Annotated in this window: 19 protein-coding genes; 11 read left to right on the top strand and 8 right to left on the bottom strand. The window is 69.7% G+C overall.

From position 1 onward, the window contains the following. Window position 1 precedes the first annotated feature (1 nt). Genes LL239_RS09865 through LL239_RS09855 form a run of 3 tightly spaced genes read right to left on the bottom strand, consistent with a single transcriptional unit; the run spans window position 2 to window position 4,321 of the window. The gene (locus LL239_RS09865) at window positions 2–1,192 is read right to left on the bottom strand and encodes a glycosyltransferase family 2 protein (protein WP_228163261.1); all 1,191 of its coding nucleotides are present in this window, start codon (window positions 1,190–1,192) and stop codon (window positions 2–4) included. Further along, window positions 1,185–2,405: a glycosyltransferase family 4 protein gene (locus tag LL239_RS09860; protein ID WP_228163260.1), complete on the bottom strand. Its 1,221-nt coding sequence runs from the start codon at window positions 2,403–2,405 to the stop codon at window positions 1,185–1,187. The genes LL239_RS09865 and LL239_RS09860 overlap by 8 nt, the downstream gene beginning before the upstream one ends. Next, window positions 2,405–4,321 carry a DUF6541 family protein gene (locus LL239_RS09855; protein ID WP_228163259.1) on the bottom strand — a complete coding sequence of 639 codons (1,917 nt, stop codon included), beginning with the start codon at window positions 4,319–4,321 and terminating at the stop codon, window positions 2,405–2,407. Before LL239_RS09855 ends, LL239_RS09860 begins: the two co-directional genes overlap by 1 nt. Before the next feature lie 253 nt (window positions 4,322–4,574). Here LL239_RS09855 and glf point away from each other — a divergent pair, with 253 nt between their 5' ends. From glf to LL239_RS09830, 5 genes are read left to right on the top strand one after another with little or no spacing between them, the layout of a single operon-like run. Further along, on the top strand, window positions 4,575–5,717 hold the full coding sequence (gene glf, locus LL239_RS09850; protein WP_228163258.1) for a UDP-galactopyranose mutase: 1,143 nt from the start codon (window positions 4,575–4,577) through the stop codon (window positions 5,715–5,717). 1 nt (window position 5,718) lies between these two features. After that, window positions 5,719–7,614 (top strand): glycosyltransferase, encoded by a 1,896-nt coding sequence (locus LL239_RS09845; protein WP_228163257.1) that lies wholly within the window; start codon window positions 5,719–5,721, stop codon window positions 7,612–7,614. Beyond that, window positions 7,581–9,662, top strand: a complete 2,082-nt coding sequence (locus LL239_RS09840) for an acyltransferase family protein (protein ID WP_228163255.1) — start codon at window positions 7,581–7,583, stop codon at window positions 9,660–9,662. The genes LL239_RS09845 and LL239_RS09840 overlap by 34 nt, the downstream gene beginning before the upstream one ends. Window positions 9,663–9,685: 23 nt before the next feature. Continuing rightward, window positions 9,686–10,477 carry an ABC transporter permease gene (locus tag LL239_RS09835; RefSeq protein WP_228163254.1) on the top strand — a complete coding sequence of 264 codons (792 nt, stop codon included), beginning with the start codon at window positions 9,686–9,688 and terminating at the stop codon, window positions 10,475–10,477. Continuing rightward, complete coding sequence (locus LL239_RS09830) at window positions 10,477–11,217, top strand: ABC transporter ATP-binding protein (RefSeq protein ID WP_228163253.1); 741 nt, start codon at window positions 10,477–10,479, stop codon at window positions 11,215–11,217. The genes LL239_RS09835 and LL239_RS09830 overlap by 1 nt, the downstream gene beginning before the upstream one ends. Here LL239_RS09830 and LL239_RS09825 read toward each other — a convergent pair. The 3 genes from LL239_RS09825 to LL239_RS09815 are packed head-to-tail and all read right to left on the bottom strand — an operon-like array spanning window position 11,202 to window position 14,928. Further along, window positions 11,202–12,203, bottom strand: a complete 1,002-nt coding sequence (locus LL239_RS09825; protein WP_228163251.1) for a glycosyltransferase family 2 protein — start codon at window positions 12,201–12,203, stop codon at window positions 11,202–11,204. The two genes, LL239_RS09830 and LL239_RS09825, sit on opposite strands and share 16 nt — an antisense overlap. 32 nt (window positions 12,204–12,235) lie before the next feature. Further along, complete coding sequence (locus tag LL239_RS09820) at window positions 12,236–13,531, bottom strand: O-antigen ligase family protein (RefSeq protein WP_228163250.1); 1,296 nt, start codon at window positions 13,529–13,531, stop codon at window positions 12,236–12,238. After that, entirely contained in the window at window positions 13,528–14,928 is a 1,401-nt protein-coding gene (locus LL239_RS09815; RefSeq protein WP_228163249.1) for an O-antigen ligase family protein, read from the bottom strand. The genes LL239_RS09820 and LL239_RS09815 overlap by 4 nt, the downstream gene beginning before the upstream one ends. 63 nt (window positions 14,929–14,991) lie before the next feature. Here LL239_RS09815 and manA point away from each other — a divergent pair, with 63 nt between their 5' ends. The 4 genes from manA (at window position 14,992) to LL239_RS09795 (ending at window position 20,940) form a co-directional block, all read left to right on the top strand. Beyond that, the gene (manA, locus tag LL239_RS09810; protein WP_228163248.1) at window positions 14,992–16,152 is read left to right on the top strand and encodes a mannose-6-phosphate isomerase, class I; all 1,161 of its coding nucleotides are present in this window, start codon (window positions 14,992–14,994) and stop codon (window positions 16,150–16,152) included. A gap of 140 nt (window positions 16,153–16,292) precedes the next feature. Further along, the gene (locus LL239_RS09805; protein ID WP_228163247.1) at window positions 16,293–16,616 is read left to right on the top strand and encodes a WhiB family transcriptional regulator; all 324 of its coding nucleotides are present in this window, start codon (window positions 16,293–16,295) and stop codon (window positions 16,614–16,616) included. 92 nt (window positions 16,617–16,708) lie between these two features. Next, on the top strand, window positions 16,709–19,546 hold the full coding sequence (locus LL239_RS09800; protein WP_228163246.1) for a glycosyltransferase: 2,838 nt from the start codon (window positions 16,709–16,711) through the stop codon (window positions 19,544–19,546). After that, on the top strand, window positions 19,543–20,940 hold the full coding sequence (locus LL239_RS09795; RefSeq protein ID WP_228163245.1) for a DUF5719 family protein: 1,398 nt from the start codon (window positions 19,543–19,545) through the stop codon (window positions 20,938–20,940). Before LL239_RS09800 ends, LL239_RS09795 begins: the two co-directional genes overlap by 4 nt. A gap of 92 nt (window positions 20,941–21,032) precedes the next feature. On the opposite strand, the gene LL239_RS09790 is transcribed toward LL239_RS09795, so the two are convergent. Both LL239_RS09790 and LL239_RS09785 read right to left on the bottom strand, forming a co-directional pair. After that, window positions 21,033–21,464, bottom strand: coding sequence for a hypothetical protein (locus tag LL239_RS09790; RefSeq protein WP_228163244.1), 432 nt, complete (start codon window positions 21,462–21,464; stop codon window positions 21,033–21,035). Window positions 21,465–21,635: 171 nt separating this feature from the next. Continuing rightward, on the bottom strand, window positions 21,636–22,577 hold the full coding sequence (locus LL239_RS09785) for an NADP-dependent oxidoreductase (RefSeq protein ID WP_228163243.1): 942 nt from the start codon (window positions 22,575–22,577) through the stop codon (window positions 21,636–21,638). Between the two features lie 87 nt (window positions 22,578–22,664). Between LL239_RS09785 and LL239_RS09780 the strand changes: the two genes are divergently transcribed. Then, window positions 22,665–23,174, top strand: coding sequence for a MarR family winged helix-turn-helix transcriptional regulator (locus LL239_RS09780; RefSeq protein WP_228163242.1), 510 nt, complete (start codon window positions 22,665–22,667; stop codon window positions 23,172–23,174). Window positions 23,175–23,185: 11 nt separating this feature from the next. Then, window positions 23,186–23,392 (top strand): DUF3499 family protein, encoded by a 207-nt coding sequence (locus LL239_RS09775; RefSeq protein WP_022878762.1) that lies wholly within the window; start codon window positions 23,186–23,188, stop codon window positions 23,390–23,392. Window positions 23,393–23,444 lie beyond the last annotated feature (52 nt).

Genomic DNA, 23,444 nt, shown 5'->3' with positions numbered 1-23,444 from the left:
GTCAGCTCTCGATCACGGATTCCGGTTGCATGTCCTGGCGTGGGACGGTCAGCACACCCGAGAAGAAGCTCATCATCACCGTCTGGAACCCGAGGATGATGCCCAGAGAGCTGGGGATGGCGACGCGGATCACGTCCACCGCATCCTGCTGTCCGAAACCGAGATTGGCCCATTGGATGACCTGGATCACACCTATGACGACGCCCATCAAGAACAGCGCGGCGCCCACGAGCAGACCTCGCTCGGTCGTCCAGTGCGACATGACACGTCTATAGCGCTCGCTCGTGGGGAGGAACCCTTCTTGCGTCGCATAGAGCTTGGTGAGCCAGAAGAACAGCAGCGACTGGAAGCCCAGGATGCAGAGCGCGCTGGCATAGACCATCGTCGTCACGTCGAAGCCCACCTGTCCCACCCGAACCCCACCGAAGGCGAGCACACCGACCAGGAGTGCCCCGACGATGAACGCGAACAGTCCGGGGTACACGAACAACCAGCGAGGGGCGAACAGCAGGAGGAAGCGCAGGTGACGCCACCCGTCGTGCCAACTGCGCAGGTGCGGAGGACGCGAGCGTCCGTCCTTCTCGAGGGTCGTCGGGACCTCGTCGATCCGGTAGCGGGCGAGGGAGGAACGCACGACCATTTCGGACGCGAACTCCATACCGGTGGTCTTCAAACCGAGCTGGCGAATCCGCTCCGTGTTGAATCCCCGGAGGCCGCAGTGGAAGTCGCCGATGCCTGGACGGAAGAAGATCTGACCGATGAACGACAGGACCGGATTTCCCAGGTACTTGTGCAGTGGGGGCATGGCACCGGGCGCGATACCGCCCTCGAAGCGATTGCCCATGACCAGGTCGGCTCCGGAACGCAGCCGGTCGACGAAGGGCTCCAAGCGGGTGAAGTCATAGCTGTCGTCGGCATCCCCCATGATCGTGAACGTGCCGCGGGCCGCGTTGATGCCTGCAAGCAGCGCCGCGCCGTAGCCGCGCCGAGAGGCCGGAACCACGCGTGCTCCCAGACGGGTCGCGATGGCCTGGGACCCGTCCGTGCTTCCGTTGTCGGCGACAACCACCTCCCCCGAGATACCTGAGCGCTGCAAGAATCCGAGGGCCTTGCGTACGCACGTCTCCAGGGTCTCGGCCTCATTGAGGCATGGCATCAGGATGGTGAGCTCGATGTCACGGGTATCAGTCACGTTGGTCCCCTCCGGGGGCCGTCTCTAACGGCGGCTGTTTGGGTGCGTTGCTGGGGTCGAGGGTGAGAAGGAGTTGAGCGATGGTTGCCTCGATGGTGCGTTCACTGCGTGCGCGCTCGTACCAGGCACGGGTTCTCGAGCGGAGCTCAGGACCCCCCAGGACGACGTCGGCGATTGCCTGACCCATGATCTCTGCCGCGGGGGAGACCGCCACAAGACCGTTCACATTCTGCTCGACGAGTTCGGTGGCGGCATTGCCGTCGTCCGCGACGAGGACCACCGGAACGCCGTGACGCGCCGCCTCCACGACCACCAGTCCGTAGCCTTCTCGCCGCGACGGGTTCACGACGCAGGCGGCGGCGGACACGATCCGATCCAATTCCTCGTCGCTGACGAACCCGGGCATCTGCGTCCACTCGTCAGCGTCGGCCGTCCGGACGGCGCCGCGGACGGCCTCGGAGCTTGGTCCCTTTCCCAGCAAGACGAGCCGGAGGTCGGGAATGGAGCGGCGGGCGTACGCAACCGCGGCCGGAATCGTCTCGACCCGCTTGTCGGGGATGTGGCGTCCCACGTAGACCACGTACGGCGGATCGGCGGCCTCTGAGGAGGGACCGGCGCGCTCGACGGAGGCGTCGATCAGTCCCGGGCTTCGTAAGAGCGCGCCGCGAAACGCTTCCCGTCTCAAACGGGTGGCCGACAAGGCCGAGTGGGCGGTTGCGACCGGGGTCAAAGCGATCGCGATCCGCTGCGCGATCCAGGCGAGCGTTCCCACGACACCACCGGTGTACTCGACCCACTGTCGACGACGCCACACCTCGAGGTAGTCCGCTACCAGGCGGGTACCCGAACCGAGGAGGGCCACGCGCGCCGCGATCACATTCAGAGCCGGCAGACCGGAGACGACGACGGCACGATAGCGTCGCCGGTTCCGCAGCAGCGTCCACCCCAGTCGCGCCGCGAACACGAGCGCAGCGCTCGTCCGACGAACACCGTCCTCGTCGTACAACCGCAGCCGCGGCGCGACGGTGACGACCTCGAAATCGGGGGCGGAGAGGACCTCGCCGTCGCCCTGCGCCGCTGTCAGATAGTCGACGACGTACCCCTGTCGGACGAACTCTTCGGCGAACGCCCGGTATTGGCGTTCACCGCCTCCTTTTGTGAACGGGAAGAGGCAGTCGTAGGCGATGGCGATCCGCCGCGAGCGGCCCGCCATCAGCAGCCCTCGATCTTGAACAGCTTGGCGTCGGGACCCTCGGAATCGATGAGGACGAGCTTGTCGGAAGGCTCCAGGCCGACGAGGCCGCGGTAGGCATCGCCGTCGTTGTCGTTGACGGTGCGATCCCCGAACTCGAGGGCGTACGTCACGCCGACCGATCGAACGGCCTCGCACACGCGCGGATCCGAGGAGATGTCCTTCAGGTGCTCCGCCAGGTACTGCTCGTCCTGCGTGCGCGCGCCGAACACGTGGCGTTCGGTGACCGTGCGGTCGGCGAGGGCGTAAGCGAGCGAAGCGCCGGTGAGTGGGCTGCCGATGATGACGGCATCCGGGGGAGTCGTCTCGTCGAGCCGACTCAACAGCGCGTCTTCGTCCTCACTGAGGAGGTTGGCGTCGTCGGCCAGGACGTACTGCGCACGCGTCTGGACGATCGTGGCTCGGATGTTGGGTCCGACCGCGACTGACGCGGCGGCGATGACCACGAGAGCGATGGCCGTCGGCCTGATCCACGCGCGGCTACCGGCAACGCGCTCGCCGATTTGCTGCACACCGGCCGTGAGCGAAAGAGCACCTTGAACGAGAAGCGGAATCGCGGCGATCGGCAGGAGCGCCGCGAGACGGTACGGATCGTTGTACCACGGGTTGGTCAGCGCTTCACGGAGGGGATTGGTCACGTTCGTGCCGGAGGCGAGGACGAACAGGACCACCGCGGCGGCGAAGGGAACGGCGATCGCCACTCGGGAGGGATGCCGGACGAGGGTGAACGCGCCTACCGCCAGGAGCACCGCGATCACGATCGTCATCGCGAACTGCCGCGGCGCGACCGTGAGAGCTTCGCCGAGGGCCTGTGAGGCCGTCTGCCACGGGGTCCAGCGGGACATGTCGTAGTTCGTCCGAGCGATCGTCCACGCCACGATTCCGACGACGACGACGGCAATCCCCAGGCCGGTCAGCGCGATCCGCCCTCTTCGGGACGAGGTACGAGCGAGCGGGACGATCAGCGCGAGGGCGGCTGGAGCCCCGAGCGCGTAGACGGCGAGCAGCGCATTGGGATGTGCCAGGCCGACGCCGACACACAGGAGGCACAGCAGCAGCGCAGTGCGGAGGCGTTCCGTCGACACATGGGGACGGGCCAGCCCCCAGACCGCGGCGAGAGCAGAACCGACCAACGCGTAACCGGTGAAGTTCGGGTACAGGACTCCGAAGTCCAGGAGAAGGAGGGGGAACGCTCCGAAGCCGGTCGAAAGCAACGCCGCGACGACGACGGCGAAGGGGCGGCGGAAGATGACCCACGCCAGGGCGGCGCAGGAGGCGGGCCACACGACGGCGGCGACGACGACGTTGACCGAGTTGACCGCGACGGGGATCGGCGCGCCCGTGATCAGTTCCACCAAGACGACGAGGCTGTGCCATCCGTTCGGGTAGAAGGGAATGTCCGACGTCGCGCCGATCTGGATCGCCGAGGCGTCGGCCGTGTCCGTCGCGAGCCGGATGGCGTTGAGATGCACGATGTTGTCGAGCGTCTGGGAGATCGCGCCCGCCTGCCCGAAGGCGGCAACGGTCTGCAGGGCGATGGCGACGGCGGCGGTGACGAGGGCGGCCGAGATGGCGATGCCGCCGCCGAGACCGATGTGCGGTTGCTCCGCACGGGGCACGAGTCGACGCACGAAGAAGGCGACCGCCGCGACGACGAGCGTCACGAGGGCAACGGGAAGCCCGGACCACGGAAGGTGCACGAAGTGAGCGACGTTGGCGGCCGTGGCGACGACGGCGACCGACATCGCGGGCACGAAGAACCACGCGGTCACCTCCGTCAAGCGCCAGCCGGCCATCCGGACGACCGTGCCGGGGACGACGACGACGAGGAGAGCCATCGCGAGGGAAGGGAGAGCCGTCAGCCAGCTGCCGGACATGCTTCTCCCCTCTCGTTGGCAATAGCAAGGGAGTCTAGCCGCTCCCGCCTTTGCGTTTGATGAGGCGGCTGTCGGGCCCGCCGCGAGAGATGGCAGGCGAACTCGGCATGCGGAGGCGGAGGTCGGATCGCCTTGCTCGGTCGCCGGTCGGGACGGGACGCTCGGGTTCGTTGGGTAAGGTGATCACGCGTTTCGCTCGACCTGCGCGGGCCATGACGCTGGCTGATCGATTACACGAAAGCGTGCCTACTCCATGGATCTTCTCATCGTCGGTGCCGGCTTCTTCGGCCTCACGATCGCCGAGCGCGCGGCCGCCGCGGGTCGGAAGGTGACGGTCATCGACCGTCGCTCCCACATCGGCGGCAACGCCTACTCCGAGGCCGAGGCCGAGACGGGCATCGAGGTGCACCGATACGGCGCGCACCTCTTCCACACCTCCAACCCGGCCGTGTGGGAGTACGTGAACCGCTTCACGGACTTCACCTCGTACGTCCACCGCGTCTACACGACCCACAAGGGCGTCGTGTACCCGCTCCCGATCAACCTCGGCACGATCAACCAGTTCTTCCAGGCGGCTTACAGCCCCGGCGAGGCTCGCGCTCTGGTGCAGGAGCTCGCAGGGGAGTTCGACGCGAAGAACGCCGCGAATCTGGAGGAACGGGCCATCGGTCTGATCGGTCGCCCCCTGTACGAGGCGTTCATCCGCGACTACACGGCCAAGCAGTGGCAGACCGACCCCAAGGACCTGCCGGCTGAGGTGATCTCGCGTCTCCCCGTGCGGTACACGTACGACAACCGGTACTTCAACGACACGTGGGAGGGTCTTCCTGTCGACGGCTACACCGCGTGGCTCGAGCGCATGGCCGATCACCCGAACATCGACGTCAAGCTCTCCACCGACTACTTCGACGAGTCGCAGCCGGTGAGCAAGAAGGCGACCGTCGGCCAGGTCCCGGTCGTGTACACGGGTCCGGTCGACCGGTACTTCGACTACGCCGAGGGGGAGCTGTCGTGGCGCACGCTCGACTTCGAGCAGGAGGTCCTCCCCATCGGCGACTTCCAGGGCGCCAGCGTGATGAATTACGCGGATGCCGACGTGCCTTACACCCGTATCCACGAGTTCAAGCATTTCCATCCCGAGCGTGCGGACCGCTACCCCACGGACAAGACCGTGGTCGTGCGTGAGTACTCTCGCTTCGCCACCCGGGCCGACGAGCCGTACTACCCGGTCAACACCGCGGACGACCGCGCGGGTCTGCTGGCCTATCGCGAACTCGCGAAGGGCGAGAAGGACGTGCTGTTCGGCGGACGGCTGGGGACATACCAGTACCTCGACATGCATATGGCGATCGGATCTGCGCTGTCGATGTGGAACAACACTCTGGCCGAGGTGTGACATGAGCGATACGACTCGTCGCGTTTCAGTCAACAACGTTGTCTTTCCCGTCGAGGGCGTCGCGGAGGTCTCATCCCTTTACGTGGACACCGGGACGGGGGATGGATCGCAGCCGGGTGAGGCATACGAGATCCTCGGACGACGCTCGGTGCGCGTCTTCGCGCACAAGCGGATCTCGATGGGGACGTTCTTCAACGCGTTCCCCGCGAGCTTCTGGCAAAGATGGACCTCGGTGCGGGACATTCATCTGCGATTGAAGCTCGAGGGCGAAGGACTCGTCTCCGTCTACAAATCCAGCTCTCGTGGCCGCTCCTCCGCTGTCGCCTCCCAGCACTTCGTCAACGAAACGGTGGAGTTCGATCTTCCCGTGCGCTCGTTCGTGGACGGGGGGTTCTACTGGTTCGACCTCGCGTGCGCGCAAGCCGATGCGACGCTCGTCGAGGCGGAGTGGTCCGTCGAGGTGGACGAAGAGTGGCGGGGCGGCCGAGCGACCGTCGGTATCACCACCTTCAACCGTGCGTCCTACTGCCTCAATCAGGTGCGTACGGTCGCCGAGAACGCGTATGTCCGCGAAGCGCTCGACCGGGTAGTCGTGGTGGACCAGGGCACGGACCTCGTCCAGGATCAGCCCGGTTTCGCGGCGATCGCGGAGAAGCTCGGTGACGTGCTGCACCTCGTCCGCCAGCCCAACTTCGGCGGCTCCGGCGGTTTCTCCCGTGCCATGCTCGAGTCGTTGGCGTCGGAGAAGAGCGACTACGTCCTTCTCCTCGACGATGACGCGATCAGCGAGCCCGAGGCGATTCTGCGTGCCGTGCGCTTCGCCGACTTCGCGGTCACCCCGACGATCGTCGGCGGCGGAATGCTGCATCTGGATGAGCGTGCCGTCCTCTACACCCAGGGCGAGGTGTGGAATGCGCGCAAGTCGTGGATGGCGGCATCCGGTGACAGCGAGTACGACCACGACTTCGTGGAGGACACCCTCCGGGAGACCCCCGAACTCCATCGGCGCTTGAACGCGGACTTCAACGGCTGGTGGATGTGCCTCATCCCCACCGAGATCCTGCGCACCATCGGGCTCTCGCTGCCCGTCTTCCTCAAGTTCGATGACATCGAATACTCCCTTCGTGCGGCACGCCACGGGTTCCCCACGGTCAGCCTCCCCGGGGTGGCCGTGTGGCATCTCGCCTGGCACGACAAGGACCCCACCCGCACCTGGGAGGAGTACTTCATCCATCGCAACCGGGTGATCACCGGCCTCCTGCACTCGGATGTCTCCCGCGGTGGATACCTTCCCCTTCACGCGTTCCTCGGCGACCTCAAGCTGCTCTTCATGCTCCAGTACTCGACGGTTCGGCTGCGTCACCAGGCGCTCGCCGACGTATTCGCAGGACCGTCGAAGCTGCCCGGGTGGCTGGGGACGCGACAGCGGGAAGTGCAGCAGATGCGGTCGGCGTTCGTCGATGCGCGTGTCGTCGAGGATCTGTCCACCCTGCCTCCCGTGCGGCGTTCGTCGCGCGCCTTCCTCGGCGCGGTACGGCGACCGACGAATCCGCTCTCGGCCATCGCGCTCGCCTTGCGCGTCTCGTTTCGACAGGTGATCGTCCGTGAGTCTCCGGGCAGCAAGGAGTACCCGGAACGGGTGATCCCCGCTCCGGACATCACCTGGTGGCGTTTCGCCGACATCGACTCGGCGCTGGTGACGGCACCGGACGGCATCGGGGTCGCGTGGTATCAGCGCGATCGGAAGCAGATGCGCCGCTCCCTCGTGCGCGGCGCGATCCTGAGCCTCAGGCTCGCTCTCCGCTGGAACGATCTGTCGCATCGTTACCGAGCCGAACTGTCCGACTTGGTGTCGCCGGAGGCATGGCAGAAGATCCTCGATCACCCGGCTCGATGACGAGCGGAACGCCGGTCCGCACTCGGAGCACGCCCGGCCGGTCCGGTTCCCGCACCGAGTCGCCGCGATATGCGTACCGCGGCGACATCGATGGTCTGCGTGCGCTGGCGGTCCTCCTCGTCGTCGTCTATCACGTGTGGTTCGGCCGGGTGTCCGGCGGTGTGGACGTCTTCCTGATGCTGTCGGCGTTCTTCTTGACGTGGACAGCGCTCAGGCGGATAGAGGACGGTCCGCGTGTGTCCCCACTGGCACGGATCGTGGGCGTCTTCCGCCGGCTCGTGCCCGCGATGGCGGTGACCCTCATCGCGGTGCTGGCGGTCGTGTACGGGGTGTATCCCGCGTCGCGGTGGCCGGCGATCTGGGAGCAGACGTGGGCGTCAGTGTTCTACGTCCAGAACTGGGCGCTTGCGGGCGACGCCGTCGACTATTACTCCCGGTCAGACATTCCCAGCCCGCTGCAGCACTTCTGGTCGCTGTCCGTTCAGGGCCAGGCGTTCGTGCTGTGGATCCTGATTCTCGCGGCTTGCGAGTACGTCGTCAGGCGCTGGTCGCTCGCCCCGGCTCGCGTCGTGGCCTCGGTCTTCGGCGTGGTTTTCGCGGTGTCCTTGGTCTACTCGATCGTGCGGACCGCAACCGCCCAGGACTCAGCCTATTTCGACACCTTCGCGCGTCTCTGGGAGTTTGCGGCCGGTTCGCTTCTGGTCGTCCTCCTCGCTCGGCTACAGCTGAGCTACGCGCTACGCACCGCATTGGTCCTGGTGGGCCTCGTCGGCCTCGTCGCGACCGGCATGGTCCTGGACGTTCGGGGTGGATTCCCGGGGTTCCTCGCGCTCTGGCCGGTGCTGTGCGCGGCGGCTGTCGTGCTCGGTGGTTCCGGCCAGCGGGCGACGCTGCCCTCGCGAATGCTCGCCTCCCGTGGGATGCGCAGGCTCGGAGCTGACGCCTACGCCCTCTACCTCGTGCATTGGCCGGTTCTTGTCACGTGGATGGTGCTGAAGAAGGACGCCCGGATCGGGGCGGTGGACGGACTCGCCGTCATCGTGGTGTCGCTCGCATTGGCCCGGATGCTCACCGCGTTCATCGACCGCCCCGTACGTGCGTGGAAGCGAGACTCGTCCTCTCTTGCGCCTGCGGTCGCCGTCATCGTGGTATCCGTCCTCGCGGTGACGTCGATGGTCGGCGCCTGGCAGATCACGGTCGCCGTTCACGAGCGGCGTTCGGCTACAGCTGATGTCCGTGACAATCCGGGCGCGGCGGTCCTGCGCAATCCCCTTCTCGCGGTGGAATCGTCCGAGGCGCCCATGCTTCCGTTGCCCACCCAGGTGCACGCCGATTGGGTTCAACTGGACGAGGTCTGTGACGCTCGTCTGGGCGTGGAGCCCGACGAGCCGCTTTACGGGACATGCTTCTTCACCCCTGAAACGCTCTCCTCGGACACCGTGATCGTGGTGGGGGGCGACTCGCACGCGCAGCAATTCACCGCAGCCGTGCTCGAGGTCGCCGCGGATAACGGTTGGGGTGTGGTCACCCTCATCAAGGGGGGCTGTGCCCTCGGTGCGGATGAACCTGAGGACGATCCCGTCGGATGCGGGGAATGGCGCGACTCCGTGCTGGACTACGTCGCACGACTCGCTCCAGCCGCCGTCATGACCGTCGTGACCCGGGCAGATGCCGGTGACGGGGAAGAAGTCGTCCGTCCGGGGATGGACCGCACCATCGATCGCATCCTCTCGGCGGGGATCGACGTGATCGGTCTGCGCGACAATCCGCGTTTCACCTTCGACATGTTCGAGTGCGTGCAGGAGGGCGATCCGGACGCGTGCGCCGTGGCGCGTTCCGCTTCTCTCGCGTCGGTGAACCCGGCGGAAGCTCTCGAACGGGATGGCCTGCACCTCGTCGATCTGACGGACCTGATCTGCCCCCAGGACATCTGTTCGGGGGCGATCGGCAATACCGCCGTCTATCGCGACGACAACCACTTGACGACCCACTATTCGGCTTCGCTCGCGCCGTTCCTTGCTGAGCAGCTTCCCCTCAGCCTCGGGTGAGACCGGCCGCATAGGATTCTTCGATGACCCCCGCCACCGTCGGCGCCCCCGGATCGGCGCGGCGCTCCCTCCACTCGCTGTGGCTGCTGTCGGCGCGCGACCTGCGCGTTCGGTACGCCACGAGCGCGCTGGGATACCTGTGGTCGGTTCTCGACCCGCTCGTGATGAGCGGCATCTACTGGTTCGTCTTCACCCAGGTGTTCCACCGCACCGTGGGGGAGGAGCCGTACATCGTGTTCCTCATCACGGCGCTCCTGCCCTGGGTGTGGTTCAACTCCGCCGTCACCGACTTCACCAAGGCGTTCAAGAAGGACGCGCGGCTGGTCCGGTCGACGTCGATCCCGCGCAGCATCTGGGTGACCCGCATCGTGCTGAGCAAGGGAATCGAGTTCCTCTTCTCGATCCCCGTGCTCGTCCTGTTCGCCGTCTTCGGGGGCGCGCAGGTGTCGTGGGGCATACTGCTGTTCCCCGTGGCGATGCTGCTCCAGAGCGCGCTTCTGGTGGGCCTCGGTCTCATCGTCGCGCCGCTGTGTGTGATGTTCGGTGACCTGGAGCGCACGACGCGTCTGATCCTGCGAGCGCTGTTCTACGCGTCGCCGATCATCTACGGTGTGGGCAACCTTCCCGGGATCTTCGCCGATCTCGCCGCGTTCAACCCTCTCGCCGGTATCTTCACGCTGTATCGCGTCGGCTTCTTCCCCGATCAGTGGGATGCGCTGACCGTGAGCGTCGGCGCGGCCGTGAGCGTCGGCATCCTGGTCGTCGGCATGTGGGTTTTCCCGCGGCTGGAGCGTCCCGTCTTGAAGGAGCTCTGATGGATCGTCCCGCGATCGAGGTGACCGACCTCGGCGTCCGGTTCCGTCGCAACCGTCGCGGCGGTCGCTCGTTCAAGGACCTGTTCGGGGGAGCGGCCCGTCGCACCCGCCCCGACGAGTTCTGGGCGCTGCGAGGCGTGTCGTTCTCGGTGCGACCGGGTGAGGCGATCGGTGTCGTCGGGCGCAACGGGCAGGGCAAGTCGACGCTCCTCAAGCTCGTCGCGGGGGTCCTGCTGCCCGACGAGGGCGGTGTCGAGGTGCGCGGCGGGGTCGCTCCGCTCATCGAGATCACCGGCGGCTTCGTCGGCGACCTCACGGTACGCGAGAACGTCCGCCTCACGGCGGGACTGCACGGGATGCCACGTGCCGAGGTCTCGAGACGCTTCGACGAGATGATCGCCTTCGCCGAGATCGGCGACTTCGTCGACACCCCCTACAAGCACCTCTCCAATGGGATGAAGGTGCGCCTGGCGTTCTCGGTCGTCTCGCAGCTGGACGAGCCGATCCTGCTGGTCGACGAGGTGCTCGCCGTCGGCGATCGGGCTTTCCGCGAGAAGTGCTATCGCCGGATCGACGAACTGCTGGCCGACGGGCGCACGCTCTTCTTCGTCAGCCACAACGAGAAGGACCTCCGCCGGTTCTGCGACCGCGGGCTCTATCTCGACGGCGGGGTGCTGAAGCTCGACGCCCCGATCGCAGAGGTGCTCGACCGCTACAACGCCGACTACGCGACCGGCTGAGCGGGTTCCAGCGGCGGCATCGGCTGCCACGACGCGTCGCGGGAGATCTGCCGGCCGTCGCGCAGACCCCGGAAGAGGTGGCTGGTACCGCGCAGCTTCCGCTCCACCACGACGAGGCGGATGAGCTCCTTCACGAACGTCAGCGCCGTTCCGGCCGTGAAGGGCACCGGCCGGTACACGCCGAGCTGGCGGTAGTACTTCGCCAAGTACGCGCGGTTGCGCATGATGTAGTAGCGGTACGCGTCGCTGGAGGCGTTCATGTGGCGGATGCCCATGTCCCATTGCTTGATCTCGCGGGTGCGCCGCAGGACGAACTCGTTCACGATGACCGAGTCCGTCACGCGGGATGCGAGCCAGCCGTAGAGCTGGTCGTCCCAGTAGATGAAGAAGCGCGGGTCGGGAAGCCCGATCCTCGCGACGACGTCACGGTGGATGAACATGCCCTCGAAGCATCCCGAGTTCATCGGCTTGAAGCCCGAGGAGTCGAACCCTGCCGGGGCGAAGGGAATCGGGATCGCCATCGACTCGGCGACTCGGTACTGCCAGTAGAACTCGCTGCCGTCGTAGTCGTATCGCCGCCCCTGGATACTGCGGAAACGCGGCGTCCATCGGCCCATGCGGTCGAGGCCGTCGGAGACCACCTCGACGTCGTCGTCCATGAGCCAGATCCACTCCGAGCCCATGTCGTAGGCGACGCGCATGCCCTCGCTGAAGCCGCCGGAACCGCCGGTGTTGGTCTCCAGACGGCGGTAGACGAGCTCGGTGGGAAGGCGGTCGCGGAACGACTCGACCACCTCGGTGGTGTCATCCGTCGACGCGTTGTCGATGATGACGAGGTGCCCCGGGGCGGGAGACATCCGCTCGATGCTCTCGAGCAGCCGCGTGAGCAGGGATGTGCGGTTGTAGGTGACGACCACGATGGTCGCGGACGCCGGGTCGAAGGCGGGCTGCGAAGAGGGGCGGGTGGCTTCGGCGTGCGCGGACATAGCAGGCACGATCCTAGCCGCCCTGCCTGCGCTCACTCCGTGACCGCGTCGTCGCGCCGCTCCAACCGCTCGCGCCACGAGCGCGACTGCCCGGCCCGCACCGCGCAGAGGACGAGCAGCAGCAGCCCCGCTCCGGAGAGCACCGAGCTCTCGAACAGCGACACCGTCAGCAGCGCGACGAGCGTCAGCGGGGCCCACGTGTGCACGACGGCGCGCCGTTCTCCCGCCACCAGCCAGGCGCGGGCCAGAGCGAGGGCGCACAGCACGAGGAAGACGATCAGCCCGGCCCATCCCAGCTGGAGAAGCACGTCGAGATAGGCGTTCAGGGCCGAGGCGTGCTGTTGGTCGAGGATGAAGTTCAACGCGCTGAACGGCGCCTCGCCGGGGGCCCAGGGCCCGAACCATCCGAAGCCGACGACCGGGCGGTAGTCGGAGAACCGGAGGATCTCGCCCCACAGGTCGGTGCGCAGCGACAGATCGGCGCGACCGTCCAGCGCCGTGGCGATGGCGGACCGCCGGGCCCAGGCGAAGGCGAGGAGCAGGGCGACGCCGACGCCGAGGCACAACTGCACGACACGGCGTCGGCGCGGGGGGAGGGCTCGCACCAGCGCGAGCGCGACCGCGGCGAGACCGGTCATGACGGCCACCACGATGACCGTGGGCGACCCACTGAGCAGCGCGAGCACCGCCGCGAGGGTCACGGAGGCCACCGCCGTGGCCGGGCGGACCGAGCGCGTGCGCCACTCCACGAGGAACGTCAGCAGCGCGATGACGGTGACGACCCCGAGGTCGTTACGGCTGCCGAACAGCCCTTGCACCGGTCCGAGCTCGGCGATGTCGCCGCGGATGCCGAGGAACGGGATCGGAGTGTCCCACAGGATGCCGCTGAGCACCTCGAGCGCGAGCGAGGCGCCGAGCGCCCAGCGCAGCACGTCGCCGAGTGCGCGCACGCTCTGGTGGGCGTCCCGCACGTGCCCGATGACGATCCCGAGGAACGACACTCCCACCAGCGCCGCCCATCCCGCGGCGCTGCGCGCCGCATCCGTGCTCCACAGGACGCTCGCGCCGGCCCAGATCACGAACACCAGCAATGTCGTGGGGGCGAGGTGGAGCAACTCGATCTCGCGGCGGCGCGCGATGAGGATCGCGCCGCCCAGGAGGCAGAGCCCGACGAGCACCGTGGCGTACGTCACCCCGCCGGCGAGCCCGCGGATGGCGGAGGCCCCGAACACCGCCGCGAACGATGCGATCGTGAACGCCCGGGCCACCTCCGCCGAGGCCAGGAGGAGGCGGGCATCCGGTCGCATGCCGGGGCGTCGGCCGCTCACGACCCCGATCTCTGGAACTCGCCGCGTTCGATCGCGATGCTCTGCTCGGCGGGCCCGACACCCACGAGCGGCGACTGCTTGATCTTCGACCCGAACAGCACCACGAGCATCCACCCCCAGAGCAGGAGCGGAGCGGACTCTGTAAGCCCCTGCACGACGAGCAGGCCGCCGACGAGGGTCGGCACGAGCGTGAGGGGGGAGTACGGGCGGTCCGCGCGCAGGTCCCACCGTGGACGGTCCACCGCGAAGAACCACGAGCGCCAGACGTAGGCGAGGAAGACCAGCGCCAGCAGCACCACCCCGACGCCGCCGAGCTGGAAATACGCGTCCAGCCACATGCTGTGCGCCTGGACCACCGTCTGCCCGTGATCGACGATCCACCCGTCGATGAGGGGCTCCGAGGCCATCCACGGTGTCGAGAAGCCCCAGCCGATGAGCGGATGCTGGTCGGCGCGGGCGAGCACGTCAGCCCAGATCCCCTCGCGCCCGGTCAGGTCGGAACCCCGCCCGAGCACGCCGAACACCCCGTCGCGCCCCCACCACAGCGCCGCACCGCCGCCGAGCCCCAGGAGGGCGTACAGCACGTACCACCGGGTGCGCTCGCCGGGCCGTCGGGCGGTGCGCATGACGAGGACCGTCACCAGGACGAGGACGACGAAGGCCGCGGCGACCACGGTCGTGGCCGAGCCCGCGCGTACGAGGAGGAACGCCGAGACCGCGATCCAGCCCCACAACAGGGAGCGGCGCGGTGCGCCCGCGGCGTAGCGAACGGCGAAGACGATGATCGCCAGGAGCATCGCCGCGCCGAGCAGGTTGGCGTTGCCGAAGATGCCCTGGATGCGTCCGCCGTCGAAGAGGTTGTCGCGCGACCAGTAGACGATCGGATCCATGCGGCCCTCGGGGAGCACGAATCCGGGAAGGAGCGGCCCCCGGACGAACAGCGAGACCGCCAACTCGAACACGAGCGACAGTCCGACGATCCACTTCGCGGCCGAGGCCACCGCGCCCACCACGTCCCGCCACGTCAGTACCGCGCCGATGAACAACCCCTGGAAGGTGGTGACGGCGAGCAGCAACCACGTGACGACGGATGCCGCCGGCCAGGCGCTCCACAGCACCGACAGGCCCGCCCACGCGACGTAGCCGAACGCCAGGAACGGCAGACGCCGCACGGCGACCGGGGGGCGGACGCTCGCCCACACCACGGCCGAGACCACCGCCGAGGCGATCACGACGATCCCGGCGACGGTGGCGCCGAGCGCGTTGACCAGGCCCACGCCGCCGAGAGCGAGCACCAGGACGAAGACGCACCAGGCACGCAGCAGGAGGTGCCCGGTGGTCTCCCGCGGCGGAGCGGTCGGCGGCGCCGAGACCGGATGACTGGTGTGCATCGCCATGGTCTCCTCAGGCTACCCTCCGCGGTCGCGGGCACCGAAGGCTCCGGCGCTAGGCTGGCGCCCGTGCTGATCGAGATCTCGAACACGCCCCGCGATTACGCCTGGGGCAGCCCGACGCTGATCGCGGACCTCGAGGGGAGGACGCCCTCCGGTGCTCCCGAGGCCGAGGTGTGGTTCGGAGACCATCCCGGATCCCCGGCCCTGGTGCATGACGGCTCCGATCGCACGCTCGACGCGTGGCTGGGCGCGTACGCGGCGCAGGCGGGCGTCGCCGCCCGGCTTCCGTACCTGCTCAAGCTCCTCGCCGCCGGTGCGCCGCTGTCCATCCAGGTGCACCCCTCGAAGGATCAGGCCGTCGAGGGGTTCGCCCGCGAGGAGGCGGCGGGCGTCCCGCGCGACGCCGGTCACCGCAACTACAAGGACAACAACCACAAGCCCGAGGTCATCGTCGCGCTCAGCGACACCTTCACCGCACTGGCCGGGCTCCGCGATCTCACGGCGACGCTGCGACTGATCTCCGCCCTGGAAGACGGTGAGGGCGTGCGCGCGCTGCGGGAGCGTCTGCACGCCGCCGACCCCGCGGCCGCGCTGCGAGCGGCGATCGGCTGGATCCTCGGCGAGGCCGACACCGCCCTGGTCGAGCAGATCATCGCGGCCGCGGCGTCTGCGGAGTCGGACGAATTCGCAGACGAACTGACGCTGGCGCGCACGCTCGCCGCGGCCTACCCCGCCGACCCGGGGATCGTCGTGGCTCTGCTCATGAACCTCGTGCAGCTGCGCCGCGGAGAGGCGATCTTCGTGCCGGCGGGGGTGCTGCACGCGTACGTGGCGGGCCTGGGTGTGGAGATTATGGCGGCGAGCGACAACGTGCTGCGGGGAGGGCTGACCCCCAAGCACATCGACGTCGCGGAGCTGCTCGCCCTGGTCGATTTCCGCCCGGCCGAGCCTCCGATCCTCGCTCCCCGCCCGGCGGGTGAGGGGACGGAGGTCTTCGCCCCCGGCATCCGCGACTTCGCCCTCGCACACGTGCGCGAGGGCGATGCCGGCTCCGTGGAGCTCGACGGCGTCGCGATCGTGCTCGCGGTCACCGGCGAGGCCGTGGTGAGCGGCGCCTCCGGGGCGAGCATCCCGCTCGCACCGGGACGGGCGGCGGTGGTCACTCCCGACGAGTCGCCGCTGACCGTCGCGGGCGGCGAGGTGTTCGTCGCGATGTCGGGGGAGTGAGCCGCGACACGCCGGAGAGCGTCGTAAAGCTTCACCTCGCCCTTGAGGGTTTACGATCCGCGACTTGACCAATCGGAATGACACGGGTGTAATTACTCGTACGCATCAGCGTCAGGGGATCGAACGAGGGGGAGGGCGAGATGGCGTCATCGCAGTACCGGTCCGGTGTCCCGGACAACTGGTTCGTCGACCCGGTCGATCTGGGTGTCCCGGGTATCCGTCGTGACATCGACGCGCCCGACGAGAACACCCTCGCCTGGCAGACCGACGCCCTGTGCGCCCAGACCGACCCCGAGGCGTTCTTCCCCGAGAAGGGCGGCTCCACGCGCGATGCCAAGCGCATCTGCACGTCATGCGATGTCCGCTCGGAGTGCCTCGAGTACGCGCTGCAGAACGACGAGCGCTTCGGGATCTGGGGCGGTCTGAGCGAGCGCGAGCGTCGCAAGCTCAAGCGTCGCGCCTGACCCTCGGCATCCGCGAGTCGGCTCCCACGGATCCGCGGCGGATCGGCGCGGCTTCCGCGATCGTGAACCGCCCGGCCTAGGCTGACCACGCCATGCCCGCCCGTGTACACGCCGTCCTCGTGGTCCGCCCCGAAGGCCGCATCCCCGCCGCTCCCCACCTCACGCGCACCCTCGAAGCGCTGGCCGCTCAGACGCGCCCGGTGGACGCGCTGACGATCGTGCTGTGCGGCAACGATCCGGCACTGACCCGGATCGCCGCGGCCTCGGGGGCGGAGGGGGTCATCACAGCCTCAGCGGGCACGCCGTTCGCCGCGGCCACCGCCCTGGCGACGCCGCGCCTGACGGGGGATGCCGTGTGGCTCCTCGCCCAGGACACCGCGCCCGATCGCAACGCCCTCCTGCGCCTCGCGGGCGCGCTCGAACTCTCGTCGTCGCTCGCGGTGGCGGCTCCGAAGCTCGTGGCCTGGGACGAACCGGCGGAGATCGTCTCGCTGGGAGTGAGTCTCACCCGTTACGGCCGCACGGTCGAGCTGGCCGCCGGCGAGCTGGACCAGGGCCAGCGCGACGGCGACGCCGACGTGCTCGGCGCGGACGTGCGAGGGATGCTGGTGCGCCGCGAATCCTGGCGCGCGCTCGGGGGGCTCGACCCGGCCCTGGGCGGTGCCGATGAGGGCCTCGACCTCGGCGTGCGGGCCCGCCTCGCCGGCGACCGGGTGTCGCTGGTGCCCGCGGCCCGGATCGCCGTCGCGGGAGACGGCGTCGCCGCGATGGCCCGCGGACGCAAGCGCGCTCGGCGCCGCGCGTTCGCCGAGCGGACGGCTCAGCTGCATCGCCGGCTCGCCTATGCGCCCGCGGCGGCCGTCGTCCTGCACTGGCTGTCGTTCCTCCCGCTCGCGCTCTGGCGCACCATCGGGCATCTCGTGGGCAAGGTGCCGCACAAAGTGCTCCCCGAGTGGGGCGCCACCCTCCTGGTCATGGCCCGCATGGCCGCCGTCGCCCGCGCTCGGCGTCGTATCCGAACGGTTCGCACGGTCGGCTGGTCCCGCATCGCGCCTCTCCGCGTCTCGCGGACCGAGATGCGCCTGCGGTGGGAGAGCGACGCGGGCGAGAGCGACGCCCCCGTGCGCTCCGAGCTGCGCTTCTTCGTCGGTGGCGGCGCCTGGGCGGTCCTCGCTGCCCTCGCCGTGTCGGCCCTCCTGTTCGCCCCGCTTCTGGCGTGGCCCGTGCTCGGCGGCGGGGCCCTCGCCCCGCTGCGCGCGACGGTCGCCGGCCTGTGGCAGGACGCCGCGTGGGGGGCGCGACCGCTGGGTCTGGATGTCGTGGGCCCGGCGGATCCGTTCTCGGCGCTCCTCGCCCTGATCGGCTCGCTGTCGCCGGCCGAACCGTCTCGCGCGCTCGTGGTGCTGTGGATCCTCGCCCTGCCGCTGGCCGTGCTGGGGGGATGGTTCGCGGCCACGCGCGTCACCGAGTCGTCGTTGCTGCGCATCACCGCGGCGCTCGCGTGGGCGCTGGCGCCGACCTTCCTCGCGGCCATCGTCGAGGGGCGTCCCGCCGCGCTGCTGCTCCACCTGCTGCTGCCCTGGCTGTTCTTCGCCGCCAGCGTGGCGCACCGGTCGTGGGCTCCGGCGGGAGCGGCATCCATCCTGCTCGTCGCCGTGCTGGCCTGTTCCCCGTCGCTGGCGCCGGCGGTCGTGGTGCTGTGGTCGGCCGCTCTCGTCGTGGTGGCGCTCACCGCTCCGCGCGGGATCGCGCGCGTGGTCTGGCTGCTGGTGCCCTCGACCGTGGTCTTCGCGCCGCTGATCTGGACCCAGGTGCGGCTCGGGAACCCGTGGGGACTGCTCGCCGACCCGGGCATCCCGTTCGCGGGCGACGAGGCCACGGCCGATCCGCTCGGGCGAGCGCTGCTGGCGGTGGGATTCCCCACTTCAGACCCCGGGGGCTGGGGCGCGCTGACCGGCGGACCCGTGTGGTGGATCGCGCTGCTCGCGGCGCCGCTCGCCGTTCTGGCGCTCCTGTCGGTGCTGACGCCGCGGTGGATCACGGCGACGGGTCTGCTCGTCATCGCGGCGACGGGACTGACCACCGCGTTCGCCGTCGTCGGCATCGCGGTCTCCTTCGATCACGCGACCCCGGTGGCGCTCTGGCCCGGCGCGGGCCTGAGCCTGGCGTGGCTCGGGGTGGTGGGCGCGGCCGTCACTGCCCTGGATGCCGGGATCGTCGAACGTGTGCGTGTCCTTCGACCGGTCGGAGCGATCCTGACCCTGGTCGCCCTGGCTATCGCGGTCGCCCCGTCCCTGACCGCGATGACGCCGGAGACTCCGCGCGCCGTGCTCACCAACGGACCGGTCTCGACGCTCCCCGCTTTCGTGGCCGCGGAGGGCCGCGGCTCGACGGCGGTGGGCACGATCGTCCTGGATCCGCGTGCCGACGGCCTGCGCGTCGACGTCGTGTGGGGCGGCAGCGCGACGTTGACCGGTCAGAGCACCGTGGAGGCGACGCGGACCCAGGCGCGCCCGGCCGATCAGGAACTCGCGGCGCTGGCCGCCGATCTGGTGACGCCGTCTTCGGGGGACGTCGTGTCGGCCCTTGCGGCGCGCGGAATCGGATTCGTCCTGCTCGAGCCCGGACCCGGAGGCGAGGACGACGTCATCCGCGGCGCGCGCCTGACGGCGGCGACCTCGCTCGACCAGCGCGACACCCTGGACGGCGTCGGAGCCACCGCGCGCGGCGATCTGTGGCGCGTCACCTCCGATGTGCAGCCCCGCGCCGCTCTCGACGTCCATCAGACGCGCTTGCAGCAGCTCGTGGCCGCCGGTTCCATCGCGGTTCTTCTGATCGCGTTGCTGCTGGCCGTCCCCACCGCCGCGTCGCGCCGCGTCGCCCGCCGCACCCCGCGCACCGTCGGGCCCGTCCGGGGAGGTACCCGATGAGCGATCGTCGTCTGGTCCGTTGGGCCACCACCAGCGCTCGCATCGTCGCCGGCAGCGCCGTCGCCGCGGCGGTCGTCGTCGGAGCAGTCGCGGGGATCGCCGCCCCGTGGCCGACCCTGGTCGCCGAGCCGGTGCGCCTCCAGGTCACTCCCGCGCCCTCGGACACGGTGCTGGCCTGCGACGGTCCGGTCTTCGCGCTGGGCCGGACGGCCGAGTCCGCGGGCGCGGTGACCGTTGCGGCCGCGCAGGACACCGTTTCCGGCCCCGACGCCGCCGAAGCCCAGGCGACGAGCCTCACCGGCGCGACCACCGACGGCTCGGGGGATGCCACCGTCTTCCGCGCGCCGCCACGCGACCGTATCGCGACGCCGTATGCGGCCGCGGGTTCGGCGACGGCGGCGTCGGACGACCTCATCGGCTTCAGCGCCTCGGCTTGCCGTCCCCCGCTGGCCGAGTCCTGGCTCGTGGCCGGTGCGAGCACGACGGGTGCGAACGACCTCGTCGTCCTGGGAAACCCCGGAGACGTGGCTGCGACCGTGGAGCTGTCCGTCTACGGAGCCCAGGGGGCGTCGACTCCTCCCGCCGGGTCGGGCATCGTCGTGCCGCCCGGAGGTCAGCGCGTGATCCCGCTCGCGGGTCTGCTGCTCGGCGAGGAGAGCCCGGTCGTGCGCGTCGTGGCCACGGGTGCACCCGTCCGGGCATCCCTGCAGGCGAGCCTCACCCGTGTCCTGCTTCCCGGGGGCAGCGACCAGGCCGCACCGCTCGGGCAGGCGGCGACGTCTCTCGTCGTGCCGGGTGTCCAGGTGCTCACCACCGGGGAGGGGGACGCCGGCACTGTTCTGCGACTGCTCTCGCCGGGTGCGGAAGCCTCGGCGACCGTGACGGTCACCGCCGTGGGTGCCGCCACTCCCGCGGAGGATCCGCGCACGCTGTCCCTGCCGGCGGGGACTCCCACGTCCCTCGACCTCTCCGGACTCGCCCCGGGTGCCTACACCGTCTCGGTCGCGGCGACCCAGCCGATCGTCGGCGCCGTCTGGTCGACGACGGGATTCGGGGAGGGCGCCGACTTCGCCTGGTACTCCCCGGCCCCGGCGTTCACCACCCCGGGTCTCATCGCCGTCGCTCCGGGCGCGGGCGGGTCAGTCGTCTTCGCCGCCGATCCTGCCGGTGGACCGGCGTCGGTCACGCTGACGCCGCAAGCGGGGGGAGCGCCCGTGACCGTCGCGGTCCCCGCCGGGGGCACGGTCGCGGTGCCCGCCGACGCGGGAGTGTACGAGTTGGCCACGGATGCTCCGGTCCATGCCGGGGTGTCGTACGCGGCACCGGGTGCTCTCGCCGGGTATCCGCTGTGGCCGGCGGACGCCGCAGCGGGGGAGCTCACGATCCTGCCGTGATCGGGCGCCCGGCGGTGGGTGCCGTCGCCCTCATCGTGTGACCGTCCGCCTCGCCCCGCGAGGGGGTGCGGGGCGAGCAGCGCGTGCCGGTCTCAGAAGAAGCGGAAGCGCTCGGGGCCCAGATCCCACGGGTCGCGGTCGAGGTACTCGGCGGCTGCGCGGAACACCGCGCCCTCGATCATCATTCGACGATGCAGGTCGTCGTCCACGTGGGGGTGGCCCAGCCGTTCGATCGGGATGCGGTACAGGATGATGCGCTTCTGTTCGCGCAGCACCTGCCAGCGCGGGATCGCGCCGGTCGCCGCGGGCGGCATGATGCCGATCTCGAACGACACGTCGCGCAGGTCGCTCCACGCGGAACGGAGGAACTCGGCCGCCGTGCTGACGGCGACGTCGAACCGTTCGATCCGCGTATCGAGCGGGGGCAGCGGCGGCCGGACGACCGGGCTGCGATTCTCACGGCCGTGACGGCCGTGACGCGAGGGACGCGTGATCGGCCGGGCTTCACGGGGTCGACTACGCATGCGTGCCATCTTACGTTCGTCGGCGGCCGGGACGGTGGGGCCCGACCCCACGACGGAGGGGACGGATGCCGAGCCGGATGCCGTGGACGGCGGGCGGAGTCGATCCGCCCGCCGGTCCGTGGTCATGCCCGCCGGGACGCGAGCACGACGACCTTGCCCGCGGGTCCGTGGTCATGCCGGCCGGGACGCGAGCACGACGACCTTGCCCGCGATACGCCCCTCGCTCGCTTCGGCGTGCAGGGCGGGGAGTTCGTGGAGGCCGATGCGGCGGTCGACCTCCACGGTGAGTTCCCCGGCATCCACAAGGTCGACGATCTCGGCCAGTCGCGCGCGGTCGGCGCGGACGAACACCGTCGCCGCGCGCACGTCGCGCCGCTCGTCACCCGGGGTGGCCATGAATGCGGTCGTGCTGACCACGACTCCGCCGTCGCGCACCAGTGCCACCAGGCGAGTGAACTCCTCGGGGTCGATCGGCGCGAGGTTGAGGAGGACGTCGACCGGTTCGGTCACGGCATCGAACAGGGATCGCGCAGTGTGATCGACGATCTCGTCGGCGCCGGCGGCGCGGACCGCGGCGAGGCTGCGGGGACTCGCGGTCGCGATCACATGAGCGCCGGCACGCCGCGCCAGGCGGATCGCGTGCCCGCCGACAGCGCCGCCGGCACCGACGATGAGCAGGCGCTGTCCGGCGTGGAGTGCTCCTTCGTCGAAGAGGGCCTGCCAGGCGGTCAGCGCCACCGAGGGAAGGGCTGCCGCGTCCCCGAGCGGGACATCGCGCGGAGCGGGCACGACGGATCCGGCCGGGGCGACGACGTACTCGGCTGCGCCGCCGTCGGAGCCCATCGGGAGGAAGCCGACCACCGGCTGGCCCACCTCGAGGTCGTCGATGCCCTCGCCGATCGCGTCGACGACACCGGACACGTCGTAGCCGGGGACGTGGGGAAGCGTGACGGGGATGGGGAGGAATCCGGCGCGCATGCCGTTGTCGGCCGCGTTGAACGCCGAAGCGGCGACCCGAATCCGCACCTGTCCGGCCGCGGGGGCGGGGGTGTCGACCTCCTCCACGTGGAGCACCTCGGGGCCGCCGACCTGGTGGAACCGTACTGCCTTCATGATCTGATCCTCGCGTATGCGCTTCGAATTCGAAGCATATGGGCAAGCTAACACTGCTTCGAACTCGAAGCAAGATAGAATCGAGAAATGACCGATGCACCCGCCCTCAGTCCCCGGCAGCTCGAGGCGTACTTCGCTTTCACCGAGGTGAGCAGCCTGCTGCGCCACGCCGTGGAGAAGCAGCTGCGCGAGGCCGGTGATCTCGGATACGTGCAGTTCCAGCTCCTCGCGCGATTGGGCGATACCCCGGGGGGAGCGCTACGGATGACCGATCTCGCCGACGGCGTGGTCTACAGCCGGAGCGGCCTGACCTACCAGGCGCAGCTCCTCGAGCAGCGCGGACTCGTGACCCGCGCGCCGTCGCCCGAGGATGAGCGCAGCGTCGTGGTGACGCTGACCGACGCGGGGCGGGACACTCTCGCCGCGGTGTTCCCCGGGCACATCGAGGCGGTGCAGCACCTCCTGTTCGCGGCGCTGGACGACGACGACGTCGAGTCGCTCGCCGACATCCTCGGCCGGGCCGCCGCGCGTCTGCGTGCCGACCCGCCGCGCTCGGCCGCGGCGCGGCGTCGCCGGCCCGGCGCCGCGTCCGCCTAGGCTGACCGGCGATGCGCGACAGACTCTGCTCGAAGGTGGGATGTGCCCGCGAGGCGATGAGCACCCTCACCTACGACTACGGCGACCAGATGGCCGCACTCGGCCCCCTCGGTCGTGCCGGCGACCCGCACGCGCACGACCTCTGCGCGCTGCACGCCGACCGGTTGTCGGTCCCGCGTGGCTGGGTCGTGGTGCGACACGAGACGTTGCGGGCCTGAGCCTGAGCCCGGTTCTGCGCGCGCGGGTGGCCGGGGCGTTCGCCTCGGGCAA

Source organism: Microbacterium testaceum (assembly GCF_020781835.1).
Taxonomy (GTDB): Bacteria; Actinomycetota; Actinomycetes; order Actinomycetales; family Microbacteriaceae; genus Microbacterium; species Microbacterium testaceum_H.
This window is presented reverse-complemented; position numbering and strand designations above follow the sequence as displayed.

Bases quoted from the DNA above. Each gene is read 5' to 3' on its own strand.
- LL239_RS09805 (WP_228163247.1), top strand. From the start codon at position 16,293: ATGGCGTCATCGCAGTACCGGTCCGGTGTCCCGGACAACTGGTTCGTC.
- LL239_RS09775 (WP_022878762.1), top strand. From the start codon at position 23,186: ATGCGCGACAGACTCTGCTCGAAGGTGGGATGTGCCCGCGAGGCGATG.
- LL239_RS09835 (WP_228163254.1), top strand. From the start codon at position 9,686: ATGACCCCCGCCACCGTCGGCGCCCCCGGATCGGCGCGGCGCTCCCTC.
- LL239_RS09780 (WP_228163242.1), top strand. From the start codon at position 22,665: ATGACCGATGCACCCGCCCTCAGTCCCCGGCAGCTCGAGGCGTACTTC.
- LL239_RS09855 (WP_228163259.1), bottom strand. From the start codon at position 4,321: ATGTCCGGCAGCTGGCTGACGGCTCTCCCTTCCCTCGCGATGGCTCTC.
- LL239_RS09815 (WP_228163249.1), bottom strand. From the start codon at position 14,928: ATGGCGATGCACACCAGTCATCCGGTCTCGGCGCCGCCGACCGCTCCG.
- LL239_RS09840 (WP_228163255.1), top strand. From the start codon at position 7,581: ATGGCAGAAGATCCTCGATCACCCGGCTCGATGACGAGCGGAACGCCG.
- LL239_RS09830 (WP_228163253.1), top strand. From the start codon at position 10,477: ATGGATCGTCCCGCGATCGAGGTGACCGACCTCGGCGTCCGGTTCCGT.
- LL239_RS09860 (WP_228163260.1), bottom strand. From the start codon at position 2,405: ATGGCGGGCCGCTCGCGGCGGATCGCCATCGCCTACGACTGCCTCTTC.
- LL239_RS09790 (WP_228163244.1), bottom strand. From the start codon at position 21,464: ATGCGTAGTCGACCCCGTGAAGCCCGGCCGATCACGCGTCCCTCGCGT.
- glf (WP_228163258.1), top strand. From the start codon at position 4,575: ATGGATCTTCTCATCGTCGGTGCCGGCTTCTTCGGCCTCACGATCGCC.
- LL239_RS09845 (WP_228163257.1), top strand. From the start codon at position 5,719: ATGAGCGATACGACTCGTCGCGTTTCAGTCAACAACGTTGTCTTTCCC.
- LL239_RS09800 (WP_228163246.1), top strand. From the start codon at position 16,709: ATGCCCGCCCGTGTACACGCCGTCCTCGTGGTCCGCCCCGAAGGCCGC.
- LL239_RS09795 (WP_228163245.1), top strand. From the start codon at position 19,543: ATGAGCGATCGTCGTCTGGTCCGTTGGGCCACCACCAGCGCTCGCATC.
- LL239_RS09785 (WP_228163243.1), bottom strand. From the start codon at position 22,577: ATGAAGGCAGTACGGTTCCACCAGGTCGGCGGCCCCGAGGTGCTCCAC.
- LL239_RS09825 (WP_228163251.1), bottom strand. From the start codon at position 12,203: ATGTCCGCGCACGCCGAAGCCACCCGCCCCTCTTCGCAGCCCGCCTTC.